The 25,644-nt window shown below is 45.3% G+C and carries 23 protein-coding genes; 10 read left to right on the top strand and 13 right to left on the bottom strand.

Features of this window, described 5'->3' with window-relative positions; translation table 11 throughout:
• Positions 1 to 6: 6 nt before the first annotated feature.
• Positions 7 to 600 carry an NAD(P)H:quinone oxidoreductase gene (gene wrbA, locus OCU50_RS03555; protein ID WP_060468305.1) on the top strand — a complete coding sequence of 198 codons (594 nt, stop codon included), beginning with the start codon at positions 7 to 9 and terminating at the stop codon, positions 598 to 600.
• A complete protein-coding gene (locus OCU50_RS03550; protein WP_060468306.1) occupies positions 597 to 1,034 on the top strand; it encodes a DUF2069 domain-containing protein in 438 nt (145 codons plus the stop codon). The genes wrbA and OCU50_RS03550 overlap by 4 nt, the downstream gene beginning before the upstream one ends.
• A gap of 109 nt (positions 1,035 to 1,143) precedes the next feature.
• Here OCU50_RS03550 and OCU50_RS03545 read toward each other — a convergent pair whose 3' ends face one another.
• Positions 1,144 to 2,409: a DUF2066 domain-containing protein gene (locus tag OCU50_RS03545; RefSeq protein ID WP_060468307.1), complete on the bottom strand. Its 1,266-nt coding sequence runs from the start codon at positions 2,407 to 2,409 to the stop codon at positions 1,144 to 1,146.
• Between the two features lie 278 nt (positions 2,410 to 2,687).
• Between OCU50_RS03545 and OCU50_RS03540 the strand changes: the two genes are divergently transcribed.
• Positions 2,688 to 3,926 (top strand): uracil-xanthine permease family protein, encoded by a 1,239-nt coding sequence (locus OCU50_RS03540; RefSeq protein ID WP_060468308.1) that lies wholly within the window; start codon positions 2,688 to 2,690, stop codon positions 3,924 to 3,926.
• 140 nt (positions 3,927 to 4,066) lie between these two features.
• Here the strand turns inward: OCU50_RS03540 and upp are convergent, their stop codons facing one another.
• Positions 4,067 to 4,693, bottom strand: coding sequence for a uracil phosphoribosyltransferase (upp, locus tag OCU50_RS03535; protein WP_017056335.1), 627 nt, complete (start codon positions 4,691 to 4,693; stop codon positions 4,067 to 4,069).
• A 169-nt stretch (positions 4,694 to 4,862) separates the two neighbouring features.
• Here upp and purM point away from each other — a divergent pair, with 169 nt between their 5' ends.
• Both purM and purN read left to right on the top strand, forming a co-directional pair.
• Positions 4,863 to 5,903, top strand: a complete 1,041-nt coding sequence (gene purM, locus OCU50_RS03530; protein ID WP_060468309.1) for a phosphoribosylformylglycinamidine cyclo-ligase — start codon at positions 4,863 to 4,865, stop codon at positions 5,901 to 5,903.
• Between the two features lie 151 nt (positions 5,904 to 6,054).
• Positions 6,055 to 6,711: a phosphoribosylglycinamide formyltransferase gene (gene purN, locus OCU50_RS03525; protein WP_099049788.1), complete on the top strand. Its 657-nt coding sequence runs from the start codon at positions 6,055 to 6,057 to the stop codon at positions 6,709 to 6,711.
• Between the two features lie 116 nt (positions 6,712 to 6,827).
• Here the strand turns inward: purN and OCU50_RS03520 are convergent, their stop codons facing one another.
• A complete protein-coding gene (locus tag OCU50_RS03520) occupies positions 6,828 to 7,673 on the bottom strand; it encodes a class II glutamine amidotransferase (RefSeq protein WP_060468311.1) in 846 nt (281 codons plus the stop codon).
• A gap of 63 nt (positions 7,674 to 7,736) precedes the next feature.
• A complete protein-coding gene (gene lpcA / locus OCU50_RS03515; RefSeq protein WP_017056331.1) occupies positions 7,737 to 8,312 on the bottom strand; it encodes a D-sedoheptulose 7-phosphate isomerase in 576 nt (191 codons plus the stop codon).
• Positions 8,313 to 8,639: 327 nt separating this feature from the next.
• Here lpcA and fadE point away from each other — a divergent pair, with 327 nt between their 5' ends.
• Positions 8,640 to 11,105, top strand: coding sequence for an acyl-CoA dehydrogenase FadE (fadE, locus tag OCU50_RS03510; protein WP_060468312.1), 2,466 nt, complete (start codon positions 8,640 to 8,642; stop codon positions 11,103 to 11,105).
• 130 nt (positions 11,106 to 11,235) lie between these two features.
• Here fadE and OCU50_RS03505 read toward each other — a convergent pair whose 3' ends face one another.
• Together OCU50_RS03505 and dnaQ are read right to left on the bottom strand one after the other, a co-directional pair.
• Entirely contained in the window at positions 11,236 to 12,483 is a 1,248-nt protein-coding gene (locus OCU50_RS03505) for a TIGR03503 family protein (RefSeq protein ID WP_060468313.1), read from the bottom strand.
• 9 nt (positions 12,484 to 12,492) lie between these two features.
• Complete coding sequence (dnaQ, locus tag OCU50_RS03500; RefSeq protein ID WP_201023950.1) at positions 12,493 to 13,281, bottom strand: DNA polymerase III subunit epsilon; 789 nt, start codon at positions 13,279 to 13,281, stop codon at positions 12,493 to 12,495.
• A 56-nt stretch (positions 13,282 to 13,337) separates the two neighbouring features.
• On the opposite strand from dnaQ, the gene rnhA reads away from it, so the two are divergent.
• On the top strand, positions 13,338 to 13,802 hold the full coding sequence (gene rnhA, locus OCU50_RS03495) for a ribonuclease HI (RefSeq protein WP_060468314.1): 465 nt from the start codon (positions 13,338 to 13,340) through the stop codon (positions 13,800 to 13,802).
• Positions 13,803 to 13,874: 72 nt separating this feature from the next.
• On the opposite strand, the gene OCU50_RS03490 is transcribed toward rnhA, so the two are convergent.
• Positions 13,875 to 14,657 (bottom strand): class I SAM-dependent methyltransferase, encoded by a 783-nt coding sequence (locus OCU50_RS03490; RefSeq protein WP_060468315.1) that lies wholly within the window; start codon positions 14,655 to 14,657, stop codon positions 13,875 to 13,877.
• Positions 14,658 to 14,710: 53 nt separating this feature from the next.
• On the opposite strand from OCU50_RS03490, the gene gloB reads away from it, so the two are divergent.
• From gloB to OCU50_RS03475, 3 genes are all read left to right on the top strand, one after another.
• Positions 14,711 to 15,469: a hydroxyacylglutathione hydrolase gene (gene gloB / locus OCU50_RS03485; protein ID WP_060468316.1), complete on the top strand. Its 759-nt coding sequence runs from the start codon at positions 14,711 to 14,713 to the stop codon at positions 15,467 to 15,469.
• Between the two features lie 70 nt (positions 15,470 to 15,539).
• The gene (locus tag OCU50_RS03480; RefSeq protein WP_060468317.1) at positions 15,540 to 17,111 is read left to right on the top strand and encodes a LysM peptidoglycan-binding domain-containing protein; all 1,572 of its coding nucleotides are present in this window, start codon (positions 15,540 to 15,542) and stop codon (positions 17,109 to 17,111) included.
• Positions 17,108 to 17,794 carry a YIP1 family protein gene (locus OCU50_RS03475; protein ID WP_060468318.1) on the top strand — a complete coding sequence of 229 codons (687 nt, stop codon included), beginning with the start codon at positions 17,108 to 17,110 and terminating at the stop codon, positions 17,792 to 17,794. Before OCU50_RS03480 ends, OCU50_RS03475 begins: the two co-directional genes overlap by 4 nt.
• Before the next feature lie 52 nt (positions 17,795 to 17,846).
• On the opposite strand, the gene OCU50_RS03470 is transcribed toward OCU50_RS03475, so the two are convergent.
• The 6 genes from OCU50_RS03470 to dnaE all read right to left on the bottom strand — a co-directional run bounded on the left by OCU50_RS03470 (position 17,847) and on the right by dnaE (position 25,533).
• On the bottom strand, positions 17,847 to 18,689 hold the full coding sequence (locus tag OCU50_RS03470; RefSeq protein ID WP_060468319.1) for an endonuclease/exonuclease/phosphatase family protein: 843 nt from the start codon (positions 18,687 to 18,689) through the stop codon (positions 17,847 to 17,849).
• Between the two features lie 61 nt (positions 18,690 to 18,750).
• On the bottom strand, positions 18,751 to 19,089 hold the full coding sequence (gene glnB / locus OCU50_RS03465) for a nitrogen regulatory protein P-II (protein ID WP_004738609.1): 339 nt from the start codon (positions 19,087 to 19,089) through the stop codon (positions 18,751 to 18,753).
• A gap of 130 nt (positions 19,090 to 19,219) precedes the next feature.
• Positions 19,220 to 19,531, bottom strand: coding sequence for a c-type cytochrome (locus OCU50_RS03460; RefSeq protein WP_060468320.1), 312 nt, complete (start codon positions 19,529 to 19,531; stop codon positions 19,220 to 19,222).
• 58 nt (positions 19,532 to 19,589) lie between these two features.
• Positions 19,590 to 20,924, bottom strand: a complete 1,335-nt coding sequence (gene tilS / locus OCU50_RS03455; protein ID WP_060468437.1) for a tRNA lysidine(34) synthetase TilS — start codon at positions 20,922 to 20,924, stop codon at positions 19,590 to 19,592.
• Positions 20,925 to 21,048: 124 nt separating this feature from the next.
• Complete coding sequence (accA, locus tag OCU50_RS03450) at positions 21,049 to 22,008, bottom strand: acetyl-CoA carboxylase carboxyl transferase subunit alpha (protein ID WP_060468321.1); 960 nt, start codon at positions 22,006 to 22,008, stop codon at positions 21,049 to 21,051.
• A 45-nt stretch (positions 22,009 to 22,053) separates the two neighbouring features.
• On the bottom strand, positions 22,054 to 25,533 hold the full coding sequence (dnaE, locus tag OCU50_RS03445) for a DNA polymerase III subunit alpha (protein ID WP_060468322.1): 3,480 nt from the start codon (positions 25,531 to 25,533) through the stop codon (positions 22,054 to 22,056).
• Positions 25,534 to 25,644: the final 111 nt, after the last annotated feature.

Genomic DNA, 25,644 nt, shown 5'->3' with positions numbered 1-25,644 from the left:
TCCAATATGAGCATTAATATTCTTGTTCTCTACTACAGTCGCCACGGCAACACACAAGCTCTAGCCAGGCAGATTGCGCGAGGGGTTGAATCTATCCCGAGCTGCGAAGCCATGTTAAGAACGGTGAACGATGTGTACACGGTAGAAGAGCAGGCTGATTCGCGTTATCAACCAACCGATCCTATCGCAACGTTGCAAGAACTCCGTTCTTGTAATGGTTTAGCGCTAGGTAGTCCAGTTTGGTTTGGTAATATGGCCGGGCCTATGAAGCACTTTTGGGATAGCACCACATCATTATGGGTCAATGGTGACCTTATCGATAAGCCTGCCTGTGTGTTTACTTCGTCTTCGTCACTGCATGGCGGTCAAGAAACCACACAGCAAAGTATGATGTTGCCACTGCTTCACCATGGTATGCTGGTGGTGGGAATCCCCTACTCTGAACCTGCGCTGCATAACACTCAAACCGGTGGCACACCTTACGGTGCAAGCAGTACAGGAGAAGCGCCATCGTTAAGCAAAGAAGAGATTGAACTGGCTCAAAACCTAGGCAAGCGCTTAGCGCGCATCGCCATCAACCAGAAGGGAATTTCTCAATGATGTATATGGCTGAGAGGGCTATGTCTCCCAAGACAAAGTTATTCCGCTACCTTGCTTTAGCTGGCAACTTATTACTATTAGGTTGGGTTGTGGCGTGGCAGGTGACACTGTCCCCGCATCCACACCTGAGTAACACCACACTTGCGATTGCTTGGGCGGTACCGCTATTGCTGCCATTACCGGGCATTCTAGCAGGTAAACCTTACACGCATGCTTGGGCGAACTTCGTCCTGATGCTCTACTTCCTGCACGCATTAACCATCTTGTATATAGACGGTGGTGAACGCTTGCTAGCGGCTGTAGAGCTGCTTCTGACGACATTAGGCTTTGCGGGTAATATCTTATTTACTCGTTTTCGTGCCAAAGAGTTGGGCATCAAGCTGAAGCGCCTTTCTGAAGTAGAAAAGAAAGAGAAAGCGAAATTCGAGCAGTAATATTGATTCGTTATTCTTGAACTGACGTTAGATAAACAAAAAGCCCTGCAGGATCGCTCTTGCAGGGCTTTTTTAATGTTTCGATTTAATCAGTGATGTCAGTAGACAATTACGAACGAACCCATTCGTAGACCAAGCTTGGCTTAGCGTGCACTGGAGCCGTGATGATGAGTGCTTCTTCACCAGATTCGTCTAGCGTCGCATCAGTCGTGCTTGTTAGCTCAGCATCCGTAGAAAGCTCGCTGCCTTTAATCACTTGAACGCTTGAGTCAATCTCACTTCCCTCGCCTTCAGTATCAACAGCGCTTGCTGAATCATCACCTACAGACATAGCGTTGTCTTGCGTTTCAAATTCAGGGCTAACTTCAGGTTCAATGTAAGACTCTTCAACTTTTGCAACCTGTCGAATGCTTTCCACTTCTTGCTCAAACTCTTGTTGAGTTGATAGTAAGTGTATTTGGAAAGTGACTTCATTGCTTTGAATTTTCAGAATATCTAGGCTTGCTACTGAGTTTAGACGCTTAAGCGCATTCTCCAATTGGAAAAAATCCTGGGCGTTATTCAGGCTAATAAACTGCGTTAGGATAGACTCTGAAGATTCACTTGCTACGGTAACGGCACTTTTACCTGCATAGTAATTACTAATTTGATCAACCAGCTTCTTAGAACCCGTAGCACTGTTACCCGATATCGAACCAGTCACAGGTGAAGCTGGTGCACTCGACAACTGGCTTGGCTTTTGATCATATAAAGTCCAACGTAATCCAGAAGATTGAGCCTTCACAACAAGTACAGCATCAACAGAGTAACGTTGACTCGCTTTACTGATCGGCGTAACAAAATTTCCCCATAGATCAGAGATCTCAATGCCCGTGATATCGTCAAAATCGCCAACAGGTAGCGTCAGGGGTAATCCACGTTCTTTGGCGTTTATTTGTAAGCCCGCGGCTAACTGCGAATTAGTATGCTCCCATACTATATTCTTGTCGTAGTTATCTTCTTCTATCAACCAAACTAGGATGTCTGAACGAGTATCAGGCCAATATGGCAATTGCGCTTGAGTTAATAATGAGCGGATTTGAGCAGCATTAAAACGCATGCGTAATGTTGATTGACCATTACTTTCACCAAAACTCATTTGAGACATGTACTGCGCACTCTTACGCATCGCCTTTTGAATAGTCTCATTCGAAGCGACATCGGTTTGGCCAGTCGCACGTATCAATACCTGCTCCATGCCAGTATTTCTTGCCACTTGCTCTGACTGTTTACCTCTAGCGTCAATCGCAACCTCAACACTAAAGATATCTACTTGAGTTAAGGCATAGCTCGGAGAGGCTAATAATGCCATGAACAACAATGCTATGTAGCGCATACTGATCCTAATATTCAAATCTTGTGCCTTGATGATAAGCAACTATGGATTGAGGGGCAAGGTCGATAACCCCCACTGTGTTTAATAACCATAAAATATCACCTAACCATGATAAATCGTTTACTTGTAAACTGAATTTCTTCTTATTTTGATAGCAACAAACATCACTAAGATAAATAAATTTGATCTATCTAGTGTAGCAATCGTTTGCCAAGTGATAGAATCCTGCGAATTTTATTTTTCGACTTTCATATAACGACCATTTTTAAGGATTTAACATGAAAAATGCTTTGCAAGGTGCGCAAATGCTGTTTGTAGCTTTTGGTGCACTTGTATTAGTGCCGCTACTGACAGGGCTTGATCCTAACGTTGCACTCTTTGGCGCGGGTATCGGTACCCTTATATTCCAACTTATTACACGCCGTTCAGTGCCAATCTTCTTAGCGTCTTCTTTCGCCTTCATCGCACCTATCATGTTCGGAATTCAGACTTGGGGTGTAGGAGCAACCATGGGTGGCCTTATGGCGGCAGGAGTTGTGTATGTATTAATGGGCGCATTGATAAAAGTACGAGGCGTTGCCTTCATTCATAAACTGCTTCCACCCGTCGTGGTTGGCCCTGTCATCATGGTTATCGGTTTAGGTCTTGCGCCTGTTGCAGTAAACATGGCGCTAGGTAAAACAGGCGACGGTGCAGTTCAGCTTATCGATGCAGATGCTGCATTGTGGATTTCATCTATTTCATTGTTAGTGACGATTGTCATCAGTGTGTTTTCAAAAGGCTTCCTTAAACTGCTGCCTATCTTCGGCGGTATTGTTGCGGGTTATATCACCAGCCTGATATATGGTGCAGTAGACTTCACCCCCGTGGCTCAAGCATCTTGGTTAGCACTACCAAACTTCACAACACCTGAGTTCAACATCAACGCTATCTTCTTTATGGTATTTGTCGCCATTGCACCGGCCGTTGAACACGTTGGCGACATGCTTGCTATCTCTAACGTAACTGGCAAAGACTACCTTAAAAAACCAGGTTTACACCGCACCATCACTGGCGACGGTGTCGCTACGATTGCGGCTTCTATGCTGGGCGCGCCACCAAATACAACGTACAGTGAAGTAACAGGTGCGGTAATGCTAACGAAAGCATTTAACCCAGTGATCATGACTTGGGCTGCCGTTACGGCCATTGTTTTAGCCTTGGTTGGTAAGCTAGGCGCACTACTTCAAACGATTCCAGTTCCAGTGATGGGCGGCATCATGATTCTGCTGTTTGGTTCAATCGCAACAGTTGGGCTCAATACTCTCATCAAGAACAATGTAGACCTGCATAAATCACGTAACCTTGTGATTGTGGGTATTACTTTAGTCTTTGGTATTGGCGGCATGGCCTTTGGTATCGGTGACTTCAGCCTACAAGGCGTAAGCTTGTGTGGCATCGTGGCAATTCTACTGAACCTAGTCCTTCCTGAAGAGCTAGGCGACAACACTGTGGTAGACAAAGCTCAAATCGATTAAGCAATCGGTAAAGCTAGATTCAAAAGAATCGCAAGCCAACGAGATCAAAAAGGGAGAGCACCGAATGCTCTCCCTTTTTATTAATACGGCTAATTCAGCGAGTTAAGAAACGGTTTAGAGTGACTTAAGCTGAAACCGAATTACTTAGTACCGAAGATCTTATCACCAGCATCGCCAAGACCTGGAACGATGTAACCCTTGTCGTTGAGCTTCTCATCAATTGCAGCCGTGTAAAGCTCTACGTCTGGGTGCGCTTTTTCTAGAGCGGCAATACCTTCAGGAGCCGCTACAAGTACAAGAATCTTAAAGTGCTTACAACCTTTCTCTTTCATTAAGTCAATCGTTGCGATCATAGAACCACCTGTTGCAAGCATTGGGTCTACCACAAGAGCAATGCGCTCCTCGATATTAGATGCAAGCTTGTTGAAGTATGGTACTGGTTCAAGTGTTTCTTCGTCACGGTAAACACCAACAACGCTGATACGGGCACTTGGAATGTGCTCTAGAACGCCGTCCATCATGCCTAGACCAGCACGTAGGATTGGCACTACTGTTACTTTTTTACCTTTAACTTGGTCAACTTCAACTGGACCGTTCCAACCATTAATAGTTACACGCTCAGTCTCAAAGTCTGATGTCGCTTCGTATGTTAGAAGGCTACCCACTTCTGTCGCTAGCTCACGAAAACGCTTAGTGCTAATCTCACCTTCACGCATCAGGCCAATTTTATGTTTTACTAGCGGGTGTTTCACTTCAACAACTTTCATTTCCAACTCCGGCAATATTTAAACAAACCTGTAGATTGTACACGAACTTTGTGGTTATTTCAGAATCTTTATTCTAATAAAAAAAACCGCGCAAACGTTTGCTCTTCATAAACAAGCCCTGTTAGAATAACGCCGTTTTCACATCCAACTTAAGTTCGAGGACTATCCCGTGAGTGGTAATACTTCTTCTCTAAGCTACAAAGACGCAGGCGTTGATATCGACGCAGGTAATGCACTAGTAGACCGTATTAAAGGTGCCGTTAAACGCACTCGTCGCCCTGAAGTAATGGGCGGTATTGGTGGCTTTGGCGCCCTATGTGAACTTCCAACGAAATACAAAGAGCCGGTACTTGTTTCAGGTACTGATGGTGTTGGTACTAAACTTCGCCTTGCTTTGGATCTGAAAAAACACGACACCATTGGTATCGACCTAGTGGCAATGTGTGTGAACGACCTAATCGTTCAAGGTGGTGAGCCGCTATTCTTCCTAGACTACTACGCAACAGGTAAGCTCGATGTAGACACAGCAGCAGACGTTGTTTCTGGTATCGCTGAAGGTTGTGTTCAAGCTGGTTGTGCACTAATCGGCGGTGAAACGGCTGAAATGCCAGGCATGTATGAGGGCGACGACTACGACGTAGCGGGCTTCTGTGTTGGTGTTGTAGAAAAAGCAGACATCATTGATGGCACTAAAGTAGCAGCAGGCGACGCACTTATCGCTGTTGGATCAAGTGGTCCACACTCAAACGGCTACTCTTTGATTCGTAAAGTTCTAGAAGTTTCTGGTGCTGATAAGAATGAAGAACTAGAAGGTCGCACTATCGGTGAACACCTACTCGAACCCACTAAGATTTACATCAAATCAGCGCTTAAGATGATTGCTGAGCATGACATTCATGCTATCTCGCACATCACAGGTGGTGGTTTCTGGGAGAACATCCCACGCGTACTTCCTGAAGGTACTAAAGCCGTCATTGATGGTAAGAGCTGGGAATGGCCTGCTATCTTCAGTTGGCTACAAGAGAAAGGTAACGTGGAGACATTCGAAATGTACCGCACTTTCAACTGTGGTGTTGGCCTAGTTGTTGCTCTACCTAAAGCTCAAGCAGACGCTGCTGTTGAACTACTGAAAGCTGAAGGCGAAAACGCCTGGGTTATCGGTGAGATCGCAAACGCAGAAGCGGGTGAAGAGCAAGTTGAAATCAAATAAGTGATACGCTCACTTACTTAGTTAATCAATGAGGACCTAATGGTCCTCATTTTGCTATTTAGCCCGCAGAAAGCCTTAGTTTATGTAGGTAAATTGTAAATACTTTTAGTTAATCAATTGCATTTTCCAGTCTATGAAGAACAGCCATTCTATGAATAACAGTCACCCTCAGAAAAACATCGTCGTTTTAGTCTCAGGAAGCGGAAGTAACTTGCAAGCCATTTTGGATGCCTGTAATAACCATACGATTGACGCCTCCGTTAAGGCCGTTTTCTCAAATAAAACGGATGCTTTTGGTCTAGAGCGAGCAAAATCAGCGGGTGTTGACGCTCACTCGGTGAATCCAAAAGAATTTAACTCCCGGGAAGAATTTGATCATGAACTGATGATTAAGATCGATGCTTACCAGCCAGATTTAATCGTACTCGCTGGCTACATGCGTATCCTAAGTTCAGAGTTTGTTCGTCACTATGCTGGGAAGATGGTCAACATCCACCCTTCTCTGTTACCTAAATACCCGGGCTTACACACCCACCAGCGTGCTATTGACGCCCAAGACAAAGAACACGGTACCAGCGTTCACTTTGTTACTGAGGAACTTGATGGTGGCCCGGTGATCTTACAAGCTAAGGTTCCAGTATTTGAAGATGATGATGCTGACATGTTAGCTAGCCGTGTGCTTACTCAAGAACACAACATTTACCCTATGGCCTGTAAGTGGTTCATCGAAGATCGTTTATCAATGGTAAACGGACAAGCAGTCTTAGACGGCAACGTGTTGGGCAAGCACGGTTACGCAGAAGAGTAATTCATCAGACGACTCTCACAAGTCAATAACTAAGAAACAAAAAGGCCGCTTACTGACTTATGAGTAAAGTAAACGGCCTTTCTTTTGTGCGGATCAAATAACGCTATTCGCGACGATTAGCTCAATGGTTCAGTTGGCGCTTGGCTCGCGACCTTTTTCGGCGCATAAGCAACATCTTCCAGCACGTGATGATTGTTGCTGATCAGTTCACCAAAATGAAACAATGCGTACTCGCCCGGCTTCATTCTAAACCACTCTTCGTTATCCGTAAGAGGTTGAGTTGCGACGACAGTCACCACATCATTCGGCGTGGTCTCTTCTTGGAAATTAATTTCAACGTCTTCATCAATTAAGCTCGCTTTACCAAAAGGTGCACGTCTTGTTATCCAATACAAATGGTTGGTACAGTAAGTCATGACGTACTCGCCATCACTTAACAGCATATTGAAAACGCCTTTCTCTCGTAACTTCTCACAGCACTCAGCAAAGAAGCGGAACATGCCTTCCATGTCTTGAGGCGGCTCAGGGAAACGCTCTTCAAGTTGTTTGAGTAGCCAACAGAAAGAGAGTTCACTGTCCGTTTCACCGACGGGTCTAAAACGCCCACTCACCAGATCATCATAATCCGTTAATTGACCATTATGAGCAAAGGTCCAGTATCGCCCCCAAAGCTCACGGGTAAAAGGGTGAGTGTTTTCTAAATTGACACCACCACGATTGGCCTGACGGATATGACTGACAACAGCTTGGCTTTTAATTGGGTAGTTTTGAACCAACTCAGCGATTTTAGATTCACAGCTCGGGGTAGGATCTTTAAATGTACGAAAACCCTTTCCTTCATAGAAAGTAATACCCCAGCCATCACGGTGTGGGCCAGTATTGCCTCCACGTTGCATTAGACCAGTAAAGCTAAAACAAATATCTGTTGGTACATTCGCGCTCATACCGAGCAATTCACACATGGTCTAATCTACTCCCTATTAAAACCAGCGAAGCCTATGCTAGGCTCCAATGTCTGTAAACTGTTATTCCATTTCTTTTTCTACAAGTTGAATCACAATGTGGATGATCTTAATGTGAACCTCTTGAATTCGGTCAGCATAACCAAAATGTGGCACTCGGATTTCGATATCGGCACAACCAGCCATCTTTCCGCCATCTTTCCCGGTTAGCGCGATGGTTTTCATACCTTTCGCTTGAGCAGCTTCAATCGCTTTTAAAATATTGCTGGAATTACCCGAAGTCGACAAACCAAACAACACATCGCCTTTACGACCTACCGCTTCTACGTAACGAGAAAACACGTGATCGTAGCCAAAATCGTTACTCACACAAGATAAATGGCTAGGATCTGAAATCGCAATGCCAGCGAAACCAGGGCGATTTTCACGGTATCGACCAGTAAGCTCTTCCGCAAAGTGCATCGCATCACAGTGTGAACCACCGTTCCCACAGGAAAGCACTTTCCCTTCTTGCTTGAATGAGTCAGCAATCATTTTTGCCGCCGCTTCAATTTGAGCGATGTTATGGTCATCACTCAAGAACTTGTTCAGAACGTCTGCCGCTTCGTTCAATTCACTTTTGATTAGGTCTTGGTACATAAGGCTTATCTCTTATATTTATTTACGCAGCTTAAGGTACGTGAAATGAGAGCTGAGGGGTTTTCCCTCTTTTACCTGAGTTTACCCACAAACATGAAATTGTGTCGACACTTAAGCCCAAAGATTGCCACCTTTATTAACTTGTCCCTGTCAATTCGTCCAAACATTCACCACCGACCTCTCACAATTAGAATTTTAACTCTATTAAGATCACTTTTTATCCACTTTGGAGTTTTACAAATATTTAATATTCTGTTTACACTTGACTGGTTAGACCTCTTACCTAAACTTAATAACAATAAGTGATCTCTGAAAAGGAAATCGTTCATGAACATATTGCTCTCCCTACTCGGCTTTACAGCCATCTTAGGTGCCTGCCTTTACCATAGAGTTAGTCTGGTACGTGCATTAATCGTCTTAACTGGCGCGATGGTAGCATTGACATTGTTTGGTGGCGTCGCTGTCATTGGCTGGCTTTGCTATCTCTTAGCGGTTGCGATTTTTGCTGTCCCAACAATTCGCCAAACCCTAATCAGTCAAAAAGCACTCTCTTTATTTAAGAAAGTTCTACCGGCGATGTCTCAGACAGAAAAAGAAGCATTAGAAGCAGGCACAGTATGGTGGGAAGCAGAACTGTTCAAAGGCAAGCCTGAGTGGAAGAAGCTGCAGAACATTGCTGATCCGAAGCTCTCTGAAGCGGAACAAGCATTTTTAGATGGCCCAGTCAATGAAGTGTGTGAAATGGTCAATGATTACCAAGTGACACATGAACTTGCTGATTTGCCGCCAGAAGTATGGCAATACCTGAAAGACCACAAATTCTTCGCCATGATCATCAAGAAAAAATACGGCGGTTTAGAATTCTCAGCTTACGCTCAATCTCTGGTTCTACAGAAGCTAACGGGTGTTTCTAGCGTGCTGTCATCAACGGTTGGCGTACCTAACTCGTTAGGCCCGGGTGAGCTGTTACAACACTACGGAACAGAAGAACAAAGAAACCATTACCTGCCGCGCCTAGCCGAAGGTAAAGAGATCCCTTGTTTTGCCCTAACGAGTCCAGAAGCCGGCTCAGATGCAGGTTCAATCCCTGATTACGGCGTGGTATGTAAAGGTGAATGGCAAGGCGAAGAAGTATTGGGCATGCGCCTAACTTGGAACAAGCGTTATATCACTCTCGCACCTGTTGCGACTGTTTTAGGTTTAGCTTTTAAACTTCGTGACCCGGATGGCCTACTGGGTGACCAAAAAGATCTTGGTATCACGTGTGCACTTATCCCAACCGATTTAAAGGGCGTTGAGATTGGCAACCGCCACTTCCCACTCAACGTGCCTTTCCAAAATGGTCCAACTCAAGGTAACGATCTCTTCGTCCCTATCGATTTCATCATTGGTGGCCAGAAAATGGCTGGCCAAGGTTGGCGTATGCTGGTTGAATGCCTGTCGGTGGGTCGTGGAATCACACTGCCTTCAAACTCAACAGGTGGCATCAAATCTGCAGCACTCGCAACCGGCGCTTACGCTCGTATTCGTCGTCAATTCAAACAGCCTATAGGTCGTATGGAAGGGGTTGAAGAGCCACTTGCACGCCTAGCGGGTAATGCTTACGTAATGGATGCAGCGAGTAACCTAACCGTTGCGGGTATCGACCTTGGCGAAAAGCCTTCTGTTGTATCAGCCATCGTTAAGTACCACTGTACGCACCGTGGCCAACGCAGCATCATCGACGCGATGGATATCGTCGGTGGTAAAGGTATTTGCTTGGGCCCATCAAACTTCTTAGCTCGTGGTTACCAAGGTTCACCCATCGCAATAACGGTTGAAGGCGCAAACATCCTGACTCGTTCAATGATCATCTACGGTCAGGGCGCGATTCGTTGTCACCCTTATGTTCTAAGCGAAATGGAAGCGGCTTATTCTGAAAGCAGCGATGCACTGGATAAGTTTGATTCTGCGTTAGCTGGACACGTTAGCTTTACGCTCAGTAACCTCGTTCGCAGTTTGTGGTTTGGTTTAACCGATGGTCGTGGTTCTGATACGCCAACACCAGCGAATAAAACCGACAAACAAACACAACGCTATTACCAAAAATTAAACCGCTACAGCGCTAACCTAGCGCTACTGTCTGATATTTCAATGGCAGTACTAGGGGGTTCTTTGAAACGTAGAGAGCGTCTATCTGCAAGACTGGGCGACATCCTGAGTCAACTGTACTTAGGGTCTGCAACACTTAAGCGTTTTGAAAGTGAAGGCAGCCACGCTGAGGATCTACCGCTAGTACATTGGGGTATGCAAGATAGCTTACGTCAGACTGAAGTGGCGATTGATGAGTTCTTGGCGAACTTCCCTAACCCTGTGATTGGTCGTCTACTTCGTGTTGTGTTAATGCCATTTGGCCGTATCCGTCGCGCACCAAACGACAAACTGGATAGCCAAGTCGCGCACATCCTACAAACACCAAGCGAAACACGTTCACGCATCGGTCGTGGCCAATACTTGGCGGACACGCAATACAACCCTGTTGGTAAAATAGAGAAAGCACTGGAAGTGATTCTTCAAGCTGAACCTTTGTTCGATAAGGTTTGTAAAGAGACGCATCAAAAACGTGCTTTCTTACGACTAGACCTTGTCGCTCAACTAGGGCTTGAAAAAGGCATCTTAACGGAGAAAGAAGCTGCATTACTTGTCAGTGCGGAGGAACACAGACTGTACACGATTAATGTTGATGACTTCTCTCCAGAGGAGCTAGCAGCAAAGCCACAATATCCAGGCCAATCGATTGATAACGTAGCCTAGGTTCTGCAAATAGAAACGAAAACGGGACTCCTAGAAGTCCCGTTTTTTTGTTCATGAATCGTTGTCACAAATTCTAATGATTTGTCTCTAGAGACTTATTCTCTCCAGACAACCTAATCATCTAAGCGAGTTACTTTGGCGCTTTAAGCTGCATCTCTGGTAACGCTTTTTTCTTCGCTTTGACCTTACGAACCACAAACCAAATCAATAAACCCAATAAAATCACGACCACATTACCCACCGCGATAATGATCATACTACGCTGCTTATCAGCTTCGCGCTTCTTCAGTATCATTAACTCATTGGCGATACGCTTCTGTTCGGCGAGAGCTTCTTCTTGAAGGCGCCGAGACTCCGCTAAATCAATATCTTCGACAACACTATAAGACTGCTCAGAAATTGGAAAGACGAGTGGACGTTGACTGGATGCATCGGTGGCATAAACCATGCCCGACCAATTATAAATCCCCAAGTCACTGTTGTATGGCATCTCTAAAGATACTTTCATCGCATCGATTTCAGATCGGCCTTGTCGGTAGATCACGTACTCATCAGGAGCCTTGTGCTCAACATGAGCCGCTAATGAACTCGGCGCAATCATGCCCTGTTCACCAGACACCACGATGGTGTGAGGTAAACCCTCTTTACGGGACTGTATAAAGGTTGTGATGATTGGCGTTGGATACACTAATACCTCTTGCTCTTGCGCTCTCAAAAACACACCATTGCCCGAGGTAATACGAGCTCGATATTTACCAGGCTCAATATCAATCGGTAACGACACAGTGAACACGCCATCTCCGGATTTTTCGTCAAATTCAGCCCCATCGTCGGAAAATTCGCCCATCACAACAGGCACAGGGCGTGCTTCTCTGACTAACGATTCTTCATTTTCGACAAACTTGGTAAAGGTCACCTTGAGTTTGACGCGATCGAGAAAATCACGCAGCACAAGAGGCTTGCCGTCTGAAGTCAAACGAGCCGTAAATTTGATGTGTTCGGTTTGATACAATTTGTCTGGAAACTCATTAGCATCCAAAACAAGATGAGAGAGGAGCTTGATGTTATTTTTAGGTGATACTTTACCAATCGCTTGCCAAGGGCCCGGCATCGGATTGTCGATAGAGATAATGTCCATGGACGACTCTTCGTACCAACGGACATTATCAGCATTGCGCCACGAATAGTATTTCTTGCCGTCAGGGCGAACCAACACGACAGGTTTAGAGTTATCGGCTCGATAAATCACAAAGGTGACTTGCTCAATACTGGGATCAACACGAAAACGGTTGTCCAATAAACTCATTACGGATTCTGTTGCTGCATGCAAACTAAAGCTTAACAGCAATAAGTAACCGGTAGCCAATACCCTTAACATACTTTCTCCCTATTGACGCCAAAGGCAGCTTCCGCTTTTCTCGACGAGGTCTAAACGATTCTGATGCGCTTCTACTTCATCGGCCGTAGCTCGTAAAACCTTTAGGGATTTTCGACCACTTTCTACTCTTCGTATACTTTCCGCTTCGCCTTCTTGTTGGCCTGCGTTAAATTGCAGCGACGTTTGGCCACCCGTCATCAATAAGTAGACGTCGGCTAGGATCTCCGCATCGAGTAATGCGCCATGGAGGGTACGGTGCGAGTTATCAATACCGTAACGATCACATAAGATATCTAGGTTGTTTCTTTTACCCGGAAATATCTTTTTCGCCATCGCCAAGGTATCGATAACTTTACAGTAATCATCCGTTTTACCTATCGCAGGGTTGAGCTTCTCAAACTCATAATCCATAAAGCCTGTATCGAAGGGCGCGTTATGAGCCACCAGCTCGGCGCCTTTGATAAAGTCGAGAAATTCTTCATGTATGTCTTGGTATTCTGGCTTATCAACCAAAAATTCATCGGTAATACCATGAACGCCAATCGCTTCTTCTTGAATCGCACGATCTGGCTTGATGTAGACGTGGAAGTGACGCCCTGTCGGCTTACGGTTGATGATTTCTACCGCACCGATTTCGACAATACGATGCCCTAAGTAGTGAGGGCCACCTTCTGTATTCATACCGGTTGTTTCGGTATCGAGTACAATAATTCGCTTATTTTGTGCGTTCGCGTCATTTTCTGTCATGGCGTTCGCTTCTGCGTCAACGCTTTGTTCTGGGGTGCTACTGGTATTCATAAGGATAACTGTGTCAGACTATGCCGATAATGTGCTTGAGGTAATAGTATCAAATCATGACGAAACAAGTTGAAATTTTCACTGATGGTTCTTGTTTAGGCAACCCCGGTCCTGGCGGCTACGGCATCGTACTTCGTTACAAAAAAGTCGAAAAGACACTAGCGGAAGGTTTTACCCTAACAACCAATAACCGGATGGAAATGCTCGCCGCTGTCGTGGCTCTACAAACCCTCAAGGAGCCTTGCTCTGTGATTTTAACGACAGACAGCCAGTACGTGCGTCAAGGCATTACACAGTGGATTCATAACTGGAAAAAACGAGATTGGAAAACTGCCGATAAGAAACCAGTTAAAAACGCCGATCTTTGGCAAAGGCTTGACAAAGAAACGGCTCGTCACACCGTTGATTGGCGCTGGGTAAAAGGACATGCGGGACACAGAGAAAACGAAATGTGTGATAATTTAGCACGGACCGCAGCTGAAAATCCAACTCAAGAAGATACGGGGTATCAGCCAAGCTAACGGCCTGCTTGAGTTAGTACACTTGAGTTAGATACACGCTTCATAGCCATATTTAAAATGAGAATCCGACTGCTAATCGGCTTTTTCTGTTTTTATCGGGTATGAAGTTTTAGCTGAACTCAACGTACGGCGACTGTGTGTTCTGAAGCTTGCTCCTACAGGAGAGAAACGTCGCTTGAGGTGCCAATGTGGCTTAATCGGTTTGAGTGGATAAGTACGCTTACGAGCGACAATAAAATATTGGCTTCCCGCAAATGATGCACAACCACCCAAACCGTTCTCCAGCCACGTCCATATTGCTCGATATTTACTCATAGGAAACAGCGCGTAAGTATCACAATGAATCACTTCATAGTTAAGTACGCCTAGCCAGTCTTTTACTCGACTTGGTGTGTACATACGGCCACTCCAAGGCAAGCTTTTCTTACGCCAAGGCATCAAACTAGCAAGGCCTATTAGGCTGAACGGGTTAAAACCTGTGATGATGATATAGCCATCATCCATCATCACTCGGTCAACTTCTCTCAATAATCTATGTGGGTCATTGCTATAATCTAATTGATGACTAAACACCACAACATCGAAGCTTTTCTCTAAAAAGGGCAAATTATAGCCATCCGCTATCACATTATGTAATGGGTTCTGGATATCTAGGTTTACTTGATGTTGAATGTTGCATGTGCAGCTAGAAATCTCACTGCTGAGGCCTCCAAGTTTGAGCATGTGGTAACCAAATAACTTAGGACACCACTCATCCAGTCGAGTTTGAATTGATTCTCTCGACCACTCTCCATTGTGCAACTGTGCCCAAGTGTAGGGACGCTCAAACTTTTTTCTGCTACGCGCTGGCTTCATCAATAATCTGTCTCACTTATTCTGTCTCACTAAAAGTGACTGGAGAACCTATAATGTTATATATCAAAAGCATACCTGCATTTAATGACAATTACATCTGGCTGATTGAAAATAGCGATCGCCGTTGTGCTGTCGTCGACCCTGGTGATGCAACTCCAGTATTAGAGTACTTAGCACACCATGAGCTAACTTTAGATGCAATCTTGATTACACACCACCACCACGATCACATTGGTGGCGTTCCAGAACTGGTAAGACAATTCCCCGGTGTTGATGTCGTTGGCCCAAGAAATGAACCGATTCCGACATTGACCCACCCAGTTGATGACGGTGACCAGTTAGAGCTGTTTGATGAAATTTTCCTTGTGCTTGGACTCAGTGGGCATACTGCTGGCCACATAGGGTATGTAGGTGACGCCAAGCTATTTTGTGGCGATGTGTTGTTTTCAGCAGGCTGTGGCCGAATCATGGAAGGCACACCACAGCAAATGTTTGATGCACTCAATAAAGTAACCGCTCTTCCTCAAGAAACAGAGGTTTACTGTGCACATGAGTACACAGCGGCCAATATCGCATTCGCGCTTGCGGTTGAGCCTGATAACCAACACCTTCAGCAATATCGAGATCAAGTTAACCGACTGAGAGCACAAAATAAACCGACCATCCCCACAAATTTACGCCAAGAGAAATTAGTTAACCCTTTCTTGCGCTATACCGAGCCAAGTGTCGTGAAATCAGTGTCTAATCGCACCGAACAGACTGATGCTTTATCAGTTTTTACCGCTTTACGTACATGGAAGAACGAATTTTAACAAATACAGACTTGTCACTTATAGGGAGTGGCAAGTATTATCAGCAGCCGTTTATTAAAAAGGCTGTAACATGCGAGTTAAGTACAGCTGGGCTTTGGTATTACTACTTTCTGGTTGCCAATTAACTCAGTCAGAGAATCCAGACCAAGCTCCCGAGCAAACCAACACATCACAGACTAAAGAAGCTTCGCAAACGAACGTTTCATCAGAAGCGACCAAAGAAGAACCAAAAGTTGAAGCACCCGCTGTTACTCCACAAACACAAGAAGATGTTTGGAAACGTATTGCGATGCAACTTGAAATGGCAGTCCCCGACCAAAAGAAGGTCAATTACTACCGAACTTGGTATCTAAAGCACCCTAGCCACCTCAAAACCGTCTCACAACGTGCTGAACCTTTTCTTTATCTGATCACGACTAAGATTGAAGAAAAAGGCTTACCACTAGAATTAGCACTATTACCCGTTGTAGAGAGTTCTTTCGATGCATTTGCCTACTCACATGGTAGCGCTGCAGGTCTATGGCAATTCATTTCTGGCACAGGCAAAGACTACGGGCTAGAACAGAACTTCTGGTACGACGGCCGTCGTGATGTCGCCGCTTCTACCGATGCTGCATTGAATTTCCTATCAGATCTCAACAGACGTTTCGATGGCGATTGGAACCATGCCATTGCTGCCTATAACAGTGGCGGTGGTCGTGTGAACAGTGCAATCCGTAAGAACAAGAAGCTGGGTAAGCCAATCGACTTTTTCTCTTTGGATCTACCAAAAGAGACCAGTAGCTATGTACCTAAACTGCTTGCCTTGGCTGATGTCATTGCTAACCAAGAAAAGTATGGCATCGACATTCCAGCAATCCCTAACAAGCCAGTATTGACTCTAGTTAACCCAGATGAGCAACTTGATTTAGCTATTGCGGCTAATTACGCAGGCATTCCGGTAAAAGAACTGCAAGGTTACAACCCGGCTTACAACCAATGGGCCACAGCACCAGAGAAACACCAACAGCTTTTACTTCCTTTAAGTACCGTTGATAAATTCAATAAAGAAGTGGCAGCCAACAAAGGTAAGGGTATGAAGTTGGTGCGCTACAAGGTTCAGTCTGGTGACAGCATCAGCGTACTGGCAAGCAAATATAACACCACCAGCAAAGTGATCCGCTCTGCAAACGGTTTAAGCAACAACAATATTCGTATTGGCCAACACCTGCTTATCCCAACATCAACCAAAGACGACAAGACCTACGCACTAAGCGCGTCAAATCGCCTAGCAAGCACACAGTCGAAGAGTCGGGGCCAATATAAGCTCAGCCATACAGTAAAAAGTGGTGACAACTTATGGACAATTGCACGTGCGAATAAGGTATCACACCAATCACTGGCTAAGTGGAATGGCATGGGGCCACGCGATACGCTTAGAGTTGGTCAAGAATTGGTCATCTGGAAAAATGGCTCAGACGGCTCAATTATTCGCACTATCTTCTATAAAGTAAGATCTGGTGACACAGTCAGCGGTATTGCATCAAAGTTCAAAGTAAAAAGTGCAGATGTTGTAAAATGGAACACTTTACAGAACAAAAAATACCTACAGCCAGGACAAAAACTGAAGCTGTATGTTGATGTAACTAAGGTAAGTGTATGAACCCGTCAAGTAACCCACTCGTGATGCTGCTGGATATATTCCGAGCACCAACAGCTTGTTTCTTAGCGCTTTATCAGCGAAGTGCTTGGGGATGGCAACCCTACGTCGTATTAATACTCAGCCCCTTTTTATTTTGGGGTGCCTATTTTTCGAATGTAGATTTTGCATGGTTAAGCGCAGAGTTGTCACAGCAACTCGCTCAAACTAACCCTGACCAATTGGCGTTACTTGACAGCAACACCCTGCTTGCAAGTGAGATCATCAGCGACGTGTTTGGCCGAACGTTAACCATCGTTTTGTTGGCGTTCTGGTTTAACCTAGCAACCAAACCGAGCCAACATCAGCATAGCTTTTGGCGATGGTTTGCAGCAGCATCGGTAGTGATATTCCCTGCGGTTTTAGGTGACGTAGCGAGCTACGCAAGCCTAATCCTAAAGCACGGTCAGGTGATGAACTACGCGGCTGACTTGAACAGCTTAAACGGCTTGATCAAGTTACCGCTGACCAATGACTGGTCTCAGTTTGCTAGCTCATTACCACTGCTGCTTCCATGGTACATTGTGCTAGGTTATGCAGCCGTACTAACTTGGACTGAATTTGAACGTGGGCAAGCACTAGTGATTTCAGGCTTGCCATGGGTTGGCTACTACCTAATCTGGGCTATCTACATTCTAGTTTCGTAGATAACCCATTCAATCTAATTTCGTAAATAACCAAGTTAGCAAGAGCTCGCGGCTATTTGGTCTTAAAAGTGACTAACATTGGATTATGATCAGAAGCGTTCGTAAAGGGCGCTTTTGCTTTTTCTACCTCTAACCCTCGATAGAACACGTGATCGAGTACCAACCCTGTCATAAACTGCGTGCGGTTGTCGGGGTCAAAAGCCACCTCAGTCAGACCGACCTTTTCCAGCGCATCCTTCAACACCGTAAAGCGAGATTTACTCCAACTGTTAAAATCGCCCGCAAAAAGCACGGGCCCGCGATACTGCTGCAGTTTGTCAGTTAAACTATTGAGTTGCGATGCGTAGTCTACGGTGCCAAACGTAAAGTTCACGGCATGGATATTGATAACTGCCAATTCTTCCCCATTACTCAGTAGGTAACGAGACCACAGTGCTGATTTTGGCAGTTGAAGCCAAGGCTCTTCATGAGTATAGGCACAAGCCTCGATTGGTAAGTGAGTCGCTAAATTGAGTACACCCGAACTTTGCTTAAATGCTTCAAAAGCGTTAACGCGAATACTGCCCCACTGGCTACTTGTAACCCACAATCGAAAGTCATTAGTCACACGTGCTTCTTGCAGTAACACTAAATCACTTCCTGCCGAAAGTTTGTTCAATTCGCTCTGCCAATTACTGCGGTTCTGCTTGTAGATGTTCCACACAGTGATGCTCAACCCATCAGACACATCAATCGCTTTCGGTGTTGAATTTTGGTAGCAGCTATAGATATCACTGCTGATACTTTGAGAGGAAGTGATCAGGCTAGGCTGACTCGGGATCACGAAGATAAGATGAAAACTAGCAACAGCAAATGTCACCAATAATGTGATAACAATGGTGATTTTCTTAAACATACAACACCCTACCTAAAATGAAAAAGGAGCGATAAACGCTCCTTTTAGGGTAATCGCTTTTTTATACGGCGTCTTCGTCTTCCTCTCCAGTACGAATACGTACCACACGTTCAACGTCAGTAATGAAGATCTTACCGTCGCCAATTTTACCCGTTTGCGCCGTTTCGATAATGGTATCAACACATTGGTCAGCCACTTCGTCGGTCACAACAATTTCTAACTTCACTTTAGGTAAAAAGTCGACCATGTACTCGGCGCCACGGTATAACTCAGTATGGCCCTTCTGGCGTCCAAAGCCTTTCACTTCAGATACTGTCATGCCCGTAATACCCACTTCTGCAAGTGCTTCACGTACATCATCAAGTTTGAATGGCTTGATAATGGCTTCAATCTTTTTCATGTTCATCCCTTAAACTGTATGAATGACTCATTATCGGTTAGCTATAGTAAACATTCAATGAAAAAAGCCAGAGCTTTAAAGCTCTGGCTCGAAATTTATCATCTTGTTTGATCAGCGCTTTTAGAACACTTTACTTAAGACTTGCGTAGTAAGCCGCTAGATTCGCGATATCTTCATCACTCAGCATTGATGCTTGAGCCTGCATAACAGCAGCCAAGCCACCGTTACGCTGCTTTGTTTTGTACGCATTAATCGATGAAACAAGGTACTGCTCGTTTTGTCCTTTCAGGTTGGGATAACCTGGGATCACTGCGATACCATCTGCACCATGACATGCCGCACAGATTGCTGCTTTAGCCTGACCCGCAGCAACATCCCCCGCCAGAGCGTTACCACTCAATAGTCCAAATCCAAGAACTAATCCTAGTGTAATTTTCTTCATTGCATATTCCATTAATTATTTTTATTAAAGTAACGTCGAATTGTGACACAAACTTTTTCTACTTGCTCCAAAGTACTTCACAATCTTGACCTTGGTAATCTTTATCTACGAATAAGCCTAAAACAGCGATCACTCGATCACCATCCATTAATATTGGCGTTCTGCGCCGTAACCAGCTGGGTACTTGGTATTCCTGAAAGAGTTTTTTGAGCTTTCTGCTGTGTCCACGCCCAATTGGATGAGCCGATAGTCCTTCCGGGTTAAAGGTAATTCGTAGTACTCCACTTGTATCCTTCAAGCTGAAGTTTTGCGAATTACGACCATTCGATACTGCATCATTCGATGACAACATTAACTGTAACTTTCCTAAACTATCGGGCAACTCCAAGTTATCACCAAGCACAACATCAGCGTGCCAACACGACAAGTCTTTAGTCTCCTTCACTATGTACAGGTGATGATTAAAGCGTCTCACTTCGACATCGTTCAGTACTAGCTTAGGATTGGCGTCCGCTTGAGCACATGCCACTTCATCCCAGATAAGCTTAAGCTGTTTTTTACTGGGCATCGATTGATTGCAATGGCTTAACCACATCCTTAACAAGCGTGCGCGTAATAGATCGGAGTGCTGAGATAACGCCTCAATGCTTAAGCTCTGGCTATCTCCTAAAGCTTGCTGGAAGTGTGATTCAAGCAACTCATCGAGCAATAACTCTTGCTCTGCACAGAGTTGGGCACTGCGACTGACCGACTCACGAAAGCTTGGCCAACGCTCGGTAAGAACTGGCGTCACTTGATGACGAATAAAGTTTCGATCAAAACGCACGTCCTGATTACTCTCATCTTCGACCCAAGTTAAGCCCATGTCGTGAGCAGCTACTTCAATCTCGGTTCGGGTTACCGATAGCAGTGGGCGAACAATATGAGCATCACAAAACGGCATGACTTTAGCCATAGAAGAGAGTCCTTTTGGACCACTGCCACGCTTTAACGCTAACAGGAAAGTTTCTACTTGGTCATCGATGTGTTGACCAGTGACAAGCACATCGCCGTATTGAATATGTTGTTTGAAGGCGTGGTATCGAGCATCTCGAGCGAGCTTTTCTACACTTTCTCCGCTGTTGAGATCCAGCAACACTCGTTCTATAGCCAATGGAATAGACAAAGCATCACACCATGTTTGGCATTGTTCAGCCCAGAGATCTGCGTTCTTACTCAGACCATGATGTACATGTACCGCACAGCACTCAATGTCATGAGATTTTGCGTATTGAGAGGCTAATTCCAATAACACTCTAGAATCGACACCACCGCTGAAAGCGACGATCAACCGACGAGGTTTGAGTGCGCTTTGATGAAGTACCGATGTGAAGGTATCAATTAAGTGTGTCATGAGGCTAATAAACCAGGAGATCGTGTGTGAAGAGATAATGTCATAATAATAAAAAAGGGTTGGCACTGAGTCCAACCCTTTCATCACTTGTTCGCATAGCCAGCCTTATCGCTAAGGCAACTTATCAGCAGTAGCCGTAGCTCATTAGACGCTGGTAACGACGCTCAAGCAGCGTTTCGTTATCAAGCTGCTCTAGTTCTTCTAGCTGCTTCACTAACATGTCTTTCATGTTCTGAGCGGTTTGTACTGGGTCGCGGTGCGCGCCACCTAAAGGCTCAGGAATGATTTCATCAATAAGTTCAAGCTCTTTAAGACGAGGCGCAATCAGGCCCATCGCTTCAGCGGCTTGTGGTGCTTTATCTGAATCGCGCCATAGGATTGAAGCACAACCTTCTGGAGAGATTACTGAGTACGTAGAGTATTGAAGCATGTTCACGTAGTCACCAACACCAATCGCTAGTGCACCACCAGAACCGCCCTCACCCACAACGTTACAGATAACAGGAACTGAAAGACCAGACATAACCTTTAGGTTTTTCGCGATAGCTTCAGATTGGCCACGTTCTTCTGCCCCAACACCTGGGTATGCGCCCGCTGTGTCGATAAAAGTAATAATTGGCATATTGAAACGTTCAGCCGTTTCCATTAGACGTAGCGCCTTACGGTAACCTTCTGGCTTTGGCATACCAAAGTTACGGAGCACTTTTTCTTTCGTCTCGCGACCTTTCTGGTGACCAATAACCATAACAGGACGGCCATTTAGACGAGCCATACCACCCACAATTGCTTTGTCGTCAGCGTAAGCGCGATCACCCGCCATCTCTTCAAACTCTGTGAAGGCATGCTCCAGGTAATCTTTTGTATAAGGACGTTGAGGGTGACGAGCAAGTTGAGCTACCTGCCATGCACCTAAGTCACTAAAGATTTTCTGTTTAAGCTCTAAGCTTTTTTTCTCTAGTTGTTCGATTTCTTTGTCTAGATCTACCGCTGCGTCACCACCGTGACGTGAAACGTCACGTAGCGCTTCGATTTTTGCTTCAAGTTCAGCGATAGGCTTTTCAAATTCTAGAAAGTTCAGGCTCATCTATGAATCCTTGTTGATTCAGCTTCATATGCACGAAGCTAAATTTTAGTTAAATTCGAGTTCTACTTGGCTATTTCCAAGCAGCTGTTTTAATTCGTCTAGCAATGTATCACTTGGCGTCACACGCCATCCTGTGCCCAATGTTAACCGCGCTCTAGCGTCGGCACGTTGGTAGTATACATTGACTGGGACCGTTCCGGCTCTATAAGGTTCTAAGATTTGACCAAAGCGTTCAAAAAATTGATCATTAATCTGGGATTGGTCGATAGATATCGAGACCCCTCGAGCATATTTTTCACGGGCGCTTCCTAAGTCCATGACCTCGCGCGCGGACATTTTAAGCCCACCGTTGAAGTCATCAAAGCTGACCTGTCCAGAAACGACCACAATTTTGTCTTTTTCGAGCAATTCAGCATAGCGATCGAGCGCATCAGAGAATAACATCACTTCCATTCGGCCCGATCGGTCATCAAGTGTCATCAAACCAATTCGTGTACCACGTTTTGTGGTCATTACTCTCGCCGCAATCACCAAACCAGCAATCGTTAATGACTGGTCACGACGCGTTGGCGTGGCATCCTTCAAACGACAGCTGGTGTATTTCGCTAACTCTTTGATATAAGCATTAACCGGGTGACCCGTTAAATACAAACCAAGCGTTTCACGTTCACCTTCAAGCCAAACTTTTTCTGGCCATTTCGGTACTTGGGTATACTTATGTTCAACCTCTTCTGGAGCATCAGTCAACACACCAAACATATCAGATTGACCAAAAGACTCGGCGTGGTGATGCTGGCTTGCCGCTTTAACTGCATCTTTCAAAGATGCCATCATTGCCGCACGGTGAGGGCCTAATCTATCTAACGCACCGGATAGAATCAACTTTTCGATAACACGTTTGTTGACCTTTTTCAGATCAAGACGCGCGCAGAAGTCGAATAAATCTTTAAAGTAACCGCCCTTATTGCGCGCTTCTATGATCGCTTCAATAGGGCCTTCACCTACCCCTTTAATCGCGCCAATGCCATAAACAATCGCGCCATCTTCATCCACATTAAAGCGATATAGTCCAGAGTTGATATCAGGCGGCAGCAGTTTGAGCTTCATACGGAAACACTCATCAACAAGGCCAATAACCTTCTCGGTGTTATCCATATCCGCCGTCATTACCGCCGCCATAAACTCAGCAGGGTAATGTGTTTTCAGCCATAGCGTTTGATAGGAAACCAGTGCGTATGCCGCTGAGTGAGATTTGTTAAATCCGTAACCTGCAAACTTCTCTACCAAGTCGAAGATTTTCATGGCCAGTTCGCCATCAATGCCGTTAGCTTCCGCACCTTCTTTGAAAATACTACGCTGCTTTGCCATCTCTTCTGGCTTTTTCTTACCCATTGCACGACGCAACATGTCCGCTCCACCAAGCGTATAGCCTGCGAGGATCTGTGCGATTTGCATAACCTGCTCTTGGTACAGGATGATGCCATACGTTGGTTCTAGCGTCTCTTTGAGTGAATCATGTTGCCATGTTTCATCAGGGTACGATACCGCTTCTCGTCCGTGTTTACGGTCAATAAAGTTATCTACCATGCCCGATTGCAAAGGACCCGGACGGAACAGAGCTACCAATGCGATGATATCTTCAAAACAGTCGGGCTGTAGACGTTTGATCAGGTCTTTCATACCACGCGATTCCAGCTGGAATACCGCGGTAGTTTCAGAATTTTGTAATAGGTTAAACGACGCTTTATCATCAAGAGGTATCGACTCAATACGAACCGGCTCTTTGCCTTCTCTCTTCAATCGAGGGTTGACTAGGCCTAACGCCCAATCAATGATGGTCAGTGTCCGTAAGCCCAAGAAGTCGAACTTAACCAAGCCAGCCGTTTCAACGTCATTCTTGTCGAACTGCGTTACAGGGAAGTGACCTTCCGCATCAGCATAAATGGGCGCAAAGTCGGTAATCGTGGTTGGTGAAATAACAACCCCCCCCGCGTGCTTACCGGCATTTCGCGTACAGCCTTCAAGGATACGACACTTATCAATCAGTTCGCGAACCTCTTCATCACCATCGTAAAGCTCTGGCAATGCAGGCTCAGCAAGGAAGGCTTTTTCTAGCGTCATGCCCGGGTCTGGCGGAACAAGCTTAGAAATTCGGTCCACAAAACCAAACGGATGACCAAGCACACGGCCGACGTCACGGATTACCGCTTTCGCCGCCATGGTACCAAAGGTGATGATCTGAGAAACCGCATCACGACCGTACATTTCAGCAACGTGATCAATAACTTGGTCACGCTTATCCATACAGAAGTCGATATCGAAATCGGGCATCGAGACACGTTCTGGGTTCAAGAAACGTTCGAACAGCAAGTCGTATTCAAGTGGATCGAGGTCGGTGATATCTAAGGCGTAAGCTACTAGAGAACCGGCACCAGAACCACGACCCGGACCTACCGGCACATCGTTATCTTTTGACCACTGGATGAATTCCATTACGATCAAGAAGTAGCCAGGGAAACCCATGTTGTTGACAACTTCGAGCTCGATTTTAAGTCGTTCATCGTACTCAGGACGACGTTCGGCTCGAACCTTTTCATCAGGAAATAGAAAGGCTAAACGTCGCTCAAGGCCTTCTTCAGATTTCTTGATCAGGAAGTCTTCAATCGCCAAACCTTCCGTTGGGAAGTTAGGTAGGAAGTATTCACCTAGACGAACGGTTACGTTACAACGCTTAGCAATCTCAACACTGTTCTCAAGCGCTTCAGGGATATCAGAAAAAAGTTCACACATCTCCTCTTCGCTACGAAGGTACTGTTGCGCGCTGTAGTTTTTAGGACGACGAGGATCGACCATGGTGTAGCCATCATGAATCGCAACTCGAATTTCATGAGCATCAAACAAGTCTTCAGTTAAGAACACAACTTCGTTGGTCGCTACAACAGGCAAGTCTGCTTGTTCAGCAAGTTCTAACGCAAAGTGCAAGTAAGACTCTTCGTCTGGACGTCCGGTACGAATCAGTTCCAGGTAAAAGCGGTCTGGGAAGTACGTTTTGTAAAACTCGACATTGCTTGTAACCAGTTCACGATTACCTTTCAGTAGTGCCTTACCAATCTCGCCTTCTTTCGCGCCTGATAGGATGATCAGACCTTCGGCATGCTCAATTAACCACTCTTTATCAATAACAGGCTGATGCTGTATATGACCACGAAGGTAGGCTTTTGATATCAGCAGCGTTAGGTTGTTATAACCTTTATTATCGGTTGCAATGACGGTGAGTTTCGTCAACTCATCACCGAAATCTGGAGACTGCATCAAGAAGTCAGCACCAATAATTGGCTTAACCCCGCACCCATGGGCAGTACCGTAGAACTTAACCAAACCACAAAGGTTGGTAAAGTCGGTAAGTGCTAGAGCAGGCATACCCATTTCAGCGATTTTTTTGACCAATGGCGGTACCTTAGATAGGCCATCCACCATCGAAAAATCACTGTGTACGCGTAGGTGAACAAATTTTGGATCTGACATTATTTTTCCTGAATTCTAGGTTTTAGCCTAGGGTTACAACTGTGTGTATTCTATTTTTTTCTAGCATCACTAAGCAACTTTATTCGATGCCCAGCTCTAATCAACATAAAG

It is taken from the genome of Vibrio toranzoniae, from assembly GCF_024347655.1.
GTDB classification, from domain to species: Bacteria; Pseudomonadota; Gammaproteobacteria; order Enterobacterales; family Vibrionaceae; genus Vibrio; species Vibrio toranzoniae.
Note: the sequence above shows the minus strand (reverse complement) of the source record. Positions and strands in the feature narration are given on the sequence as shown.

Coding starts and splice junctions, on each gene's coding strand:
- OCU50_RS03470 (WP_060468319.1), bottom strand. CDS start 18,689: ATGTTTAAGAAAATCACCATTGTTATCACATTATTGGTGACATTTGCT.
- tilS (WP_060468437.1), bottom strand. CDS start 20,924: ATGACACACTTAATTGATACCTTCACATCGGTACTTCATCAAAGCGCA.
- OCU50_RS03505 (WP_060468313.1), bottom strand. CDS start 12,483: ATGTTAAGGGTATTGGCTACCGGTTACTTATTGCTGTTAAGCTTTAGT.
- OCU50_RS03475 (WP_060468318.1), top strand. CDS start 17,108: ATGAACCCGTCAAGTAACCCACTCGTGATGCTGCTGGATATATTCCGA.
- OCU50_RS03550 (WP_060468306.1), top strand. CDS start 597: ATGATGTATATGGCTGAGAGGGCTATGTCTCCCAAGACAAAGTTATTC.
- OCU50_RS03480 (WP_060468317.1), top strand. CDS start 15,540: ATGCGAGTTAAGTACAGCTGGGCTTTGGTATTACTACTTTCTGGTTGC.
- OCU50_RS03520 (WP_060468311.1), bottom strand. CDS start 7,673: ATGTGTGAATTGCTCGGTATGAGCGCGAATGTACCAACAGATATTTGT.
- dnaE (WP_060468322.1), bottom strand. CDS start 25,533: ATGTCAGATCCAAAATTTGTTCACCTACGCGTACACAGTGATTTTTCG.
- purN (WP_099049788.1), top strand. CDS start 6,055: ATGAATAACAGTCACCCTCAGAAAAACATCGTCGTTTTAGTCTCAGGA.
- wrbA (WP_060468305.1), top strand. CDS start 7: ATGAGCATTAATATTCTTGTTCTCTACTACAGTCGCCACGGCAACACA.
- lpcA (WP_017056331.1), bottom strand. CDS start 8,312: ATGTACCAAGACCTAATCAAAAGTGAATTGAACGAAGCGGCAGACGTT.
- OCU50_RS03460 (WP_060468320.1), bottom strand. CDS start 19,531: ATGAAGAAAATTACACTAGGATTAGTTCTTGGATTTGGACTATTGAGT.
- glnB (WP_004738609.1), bottom strand. CDS start 19,089: ATGAAAAAGATTGAAGCCATTATCAAGCCATTCAAACTTGATGATGTA.
- dnaQ (WP_201023950.1), bottom strand. CDS start 13,281: ATGAATACCAGTAGCACCCCAGAACAAAGCGTTGACGCAGAAGCGAAC.
- gloB (WP_060468316.1), top strand. CDS start 14,711: ATGTTATATATCAAAAGCATACCTGCATTTAATGACAATTACATCTGG.
- OCU50_RS03490 (WP_060468315.1), bottom strand. CDS start 14,657: ATGAAGCCAGCGCGTAGCAGAAAAAAGTTTGAGCGTCCCTACACTTGG.
- accA (WP_060468321.1), bottom strand. CDS start 22,008: ATGAGCCTGAACTTTCTAGAATTTGAAAAGCCTATCGCTGAACTTGAA.
- upp (WP_017056335.1), bottom strand. CDS start 4,693: ATGAAAGTTGTTGAAGTGAAACACCCGCTAGTAAAACATAAAATTGGC.
- fadE (WP_060468312.1), top strand. CDS start 8,640: ATGAACATATTGCTCTCCCTACTCGGCTTTACAGCCATCTTAGGTGCC.
- rnhA (WP_060468314.1), top strand. CDS start 13,338: ATGACGAAACAAGTTGAAATTTTCACTGATGGTTCTTGTTTAGGCAAC.
- OCU50_RS03540 (WP_060468308.1), top strand. CDS start 2,688: ATGAAAAATGCTTTGCAAGGTGCGCAAATGCTGTTTGTAGCTTTTGGT.
- OCU50_RS03545 (WP_060468307.1), bottom strand. CDS start 2,409: ATGCGCTACATAGCATTGTTGTTCATGGCATTATTAGCCTCTCCGAGC.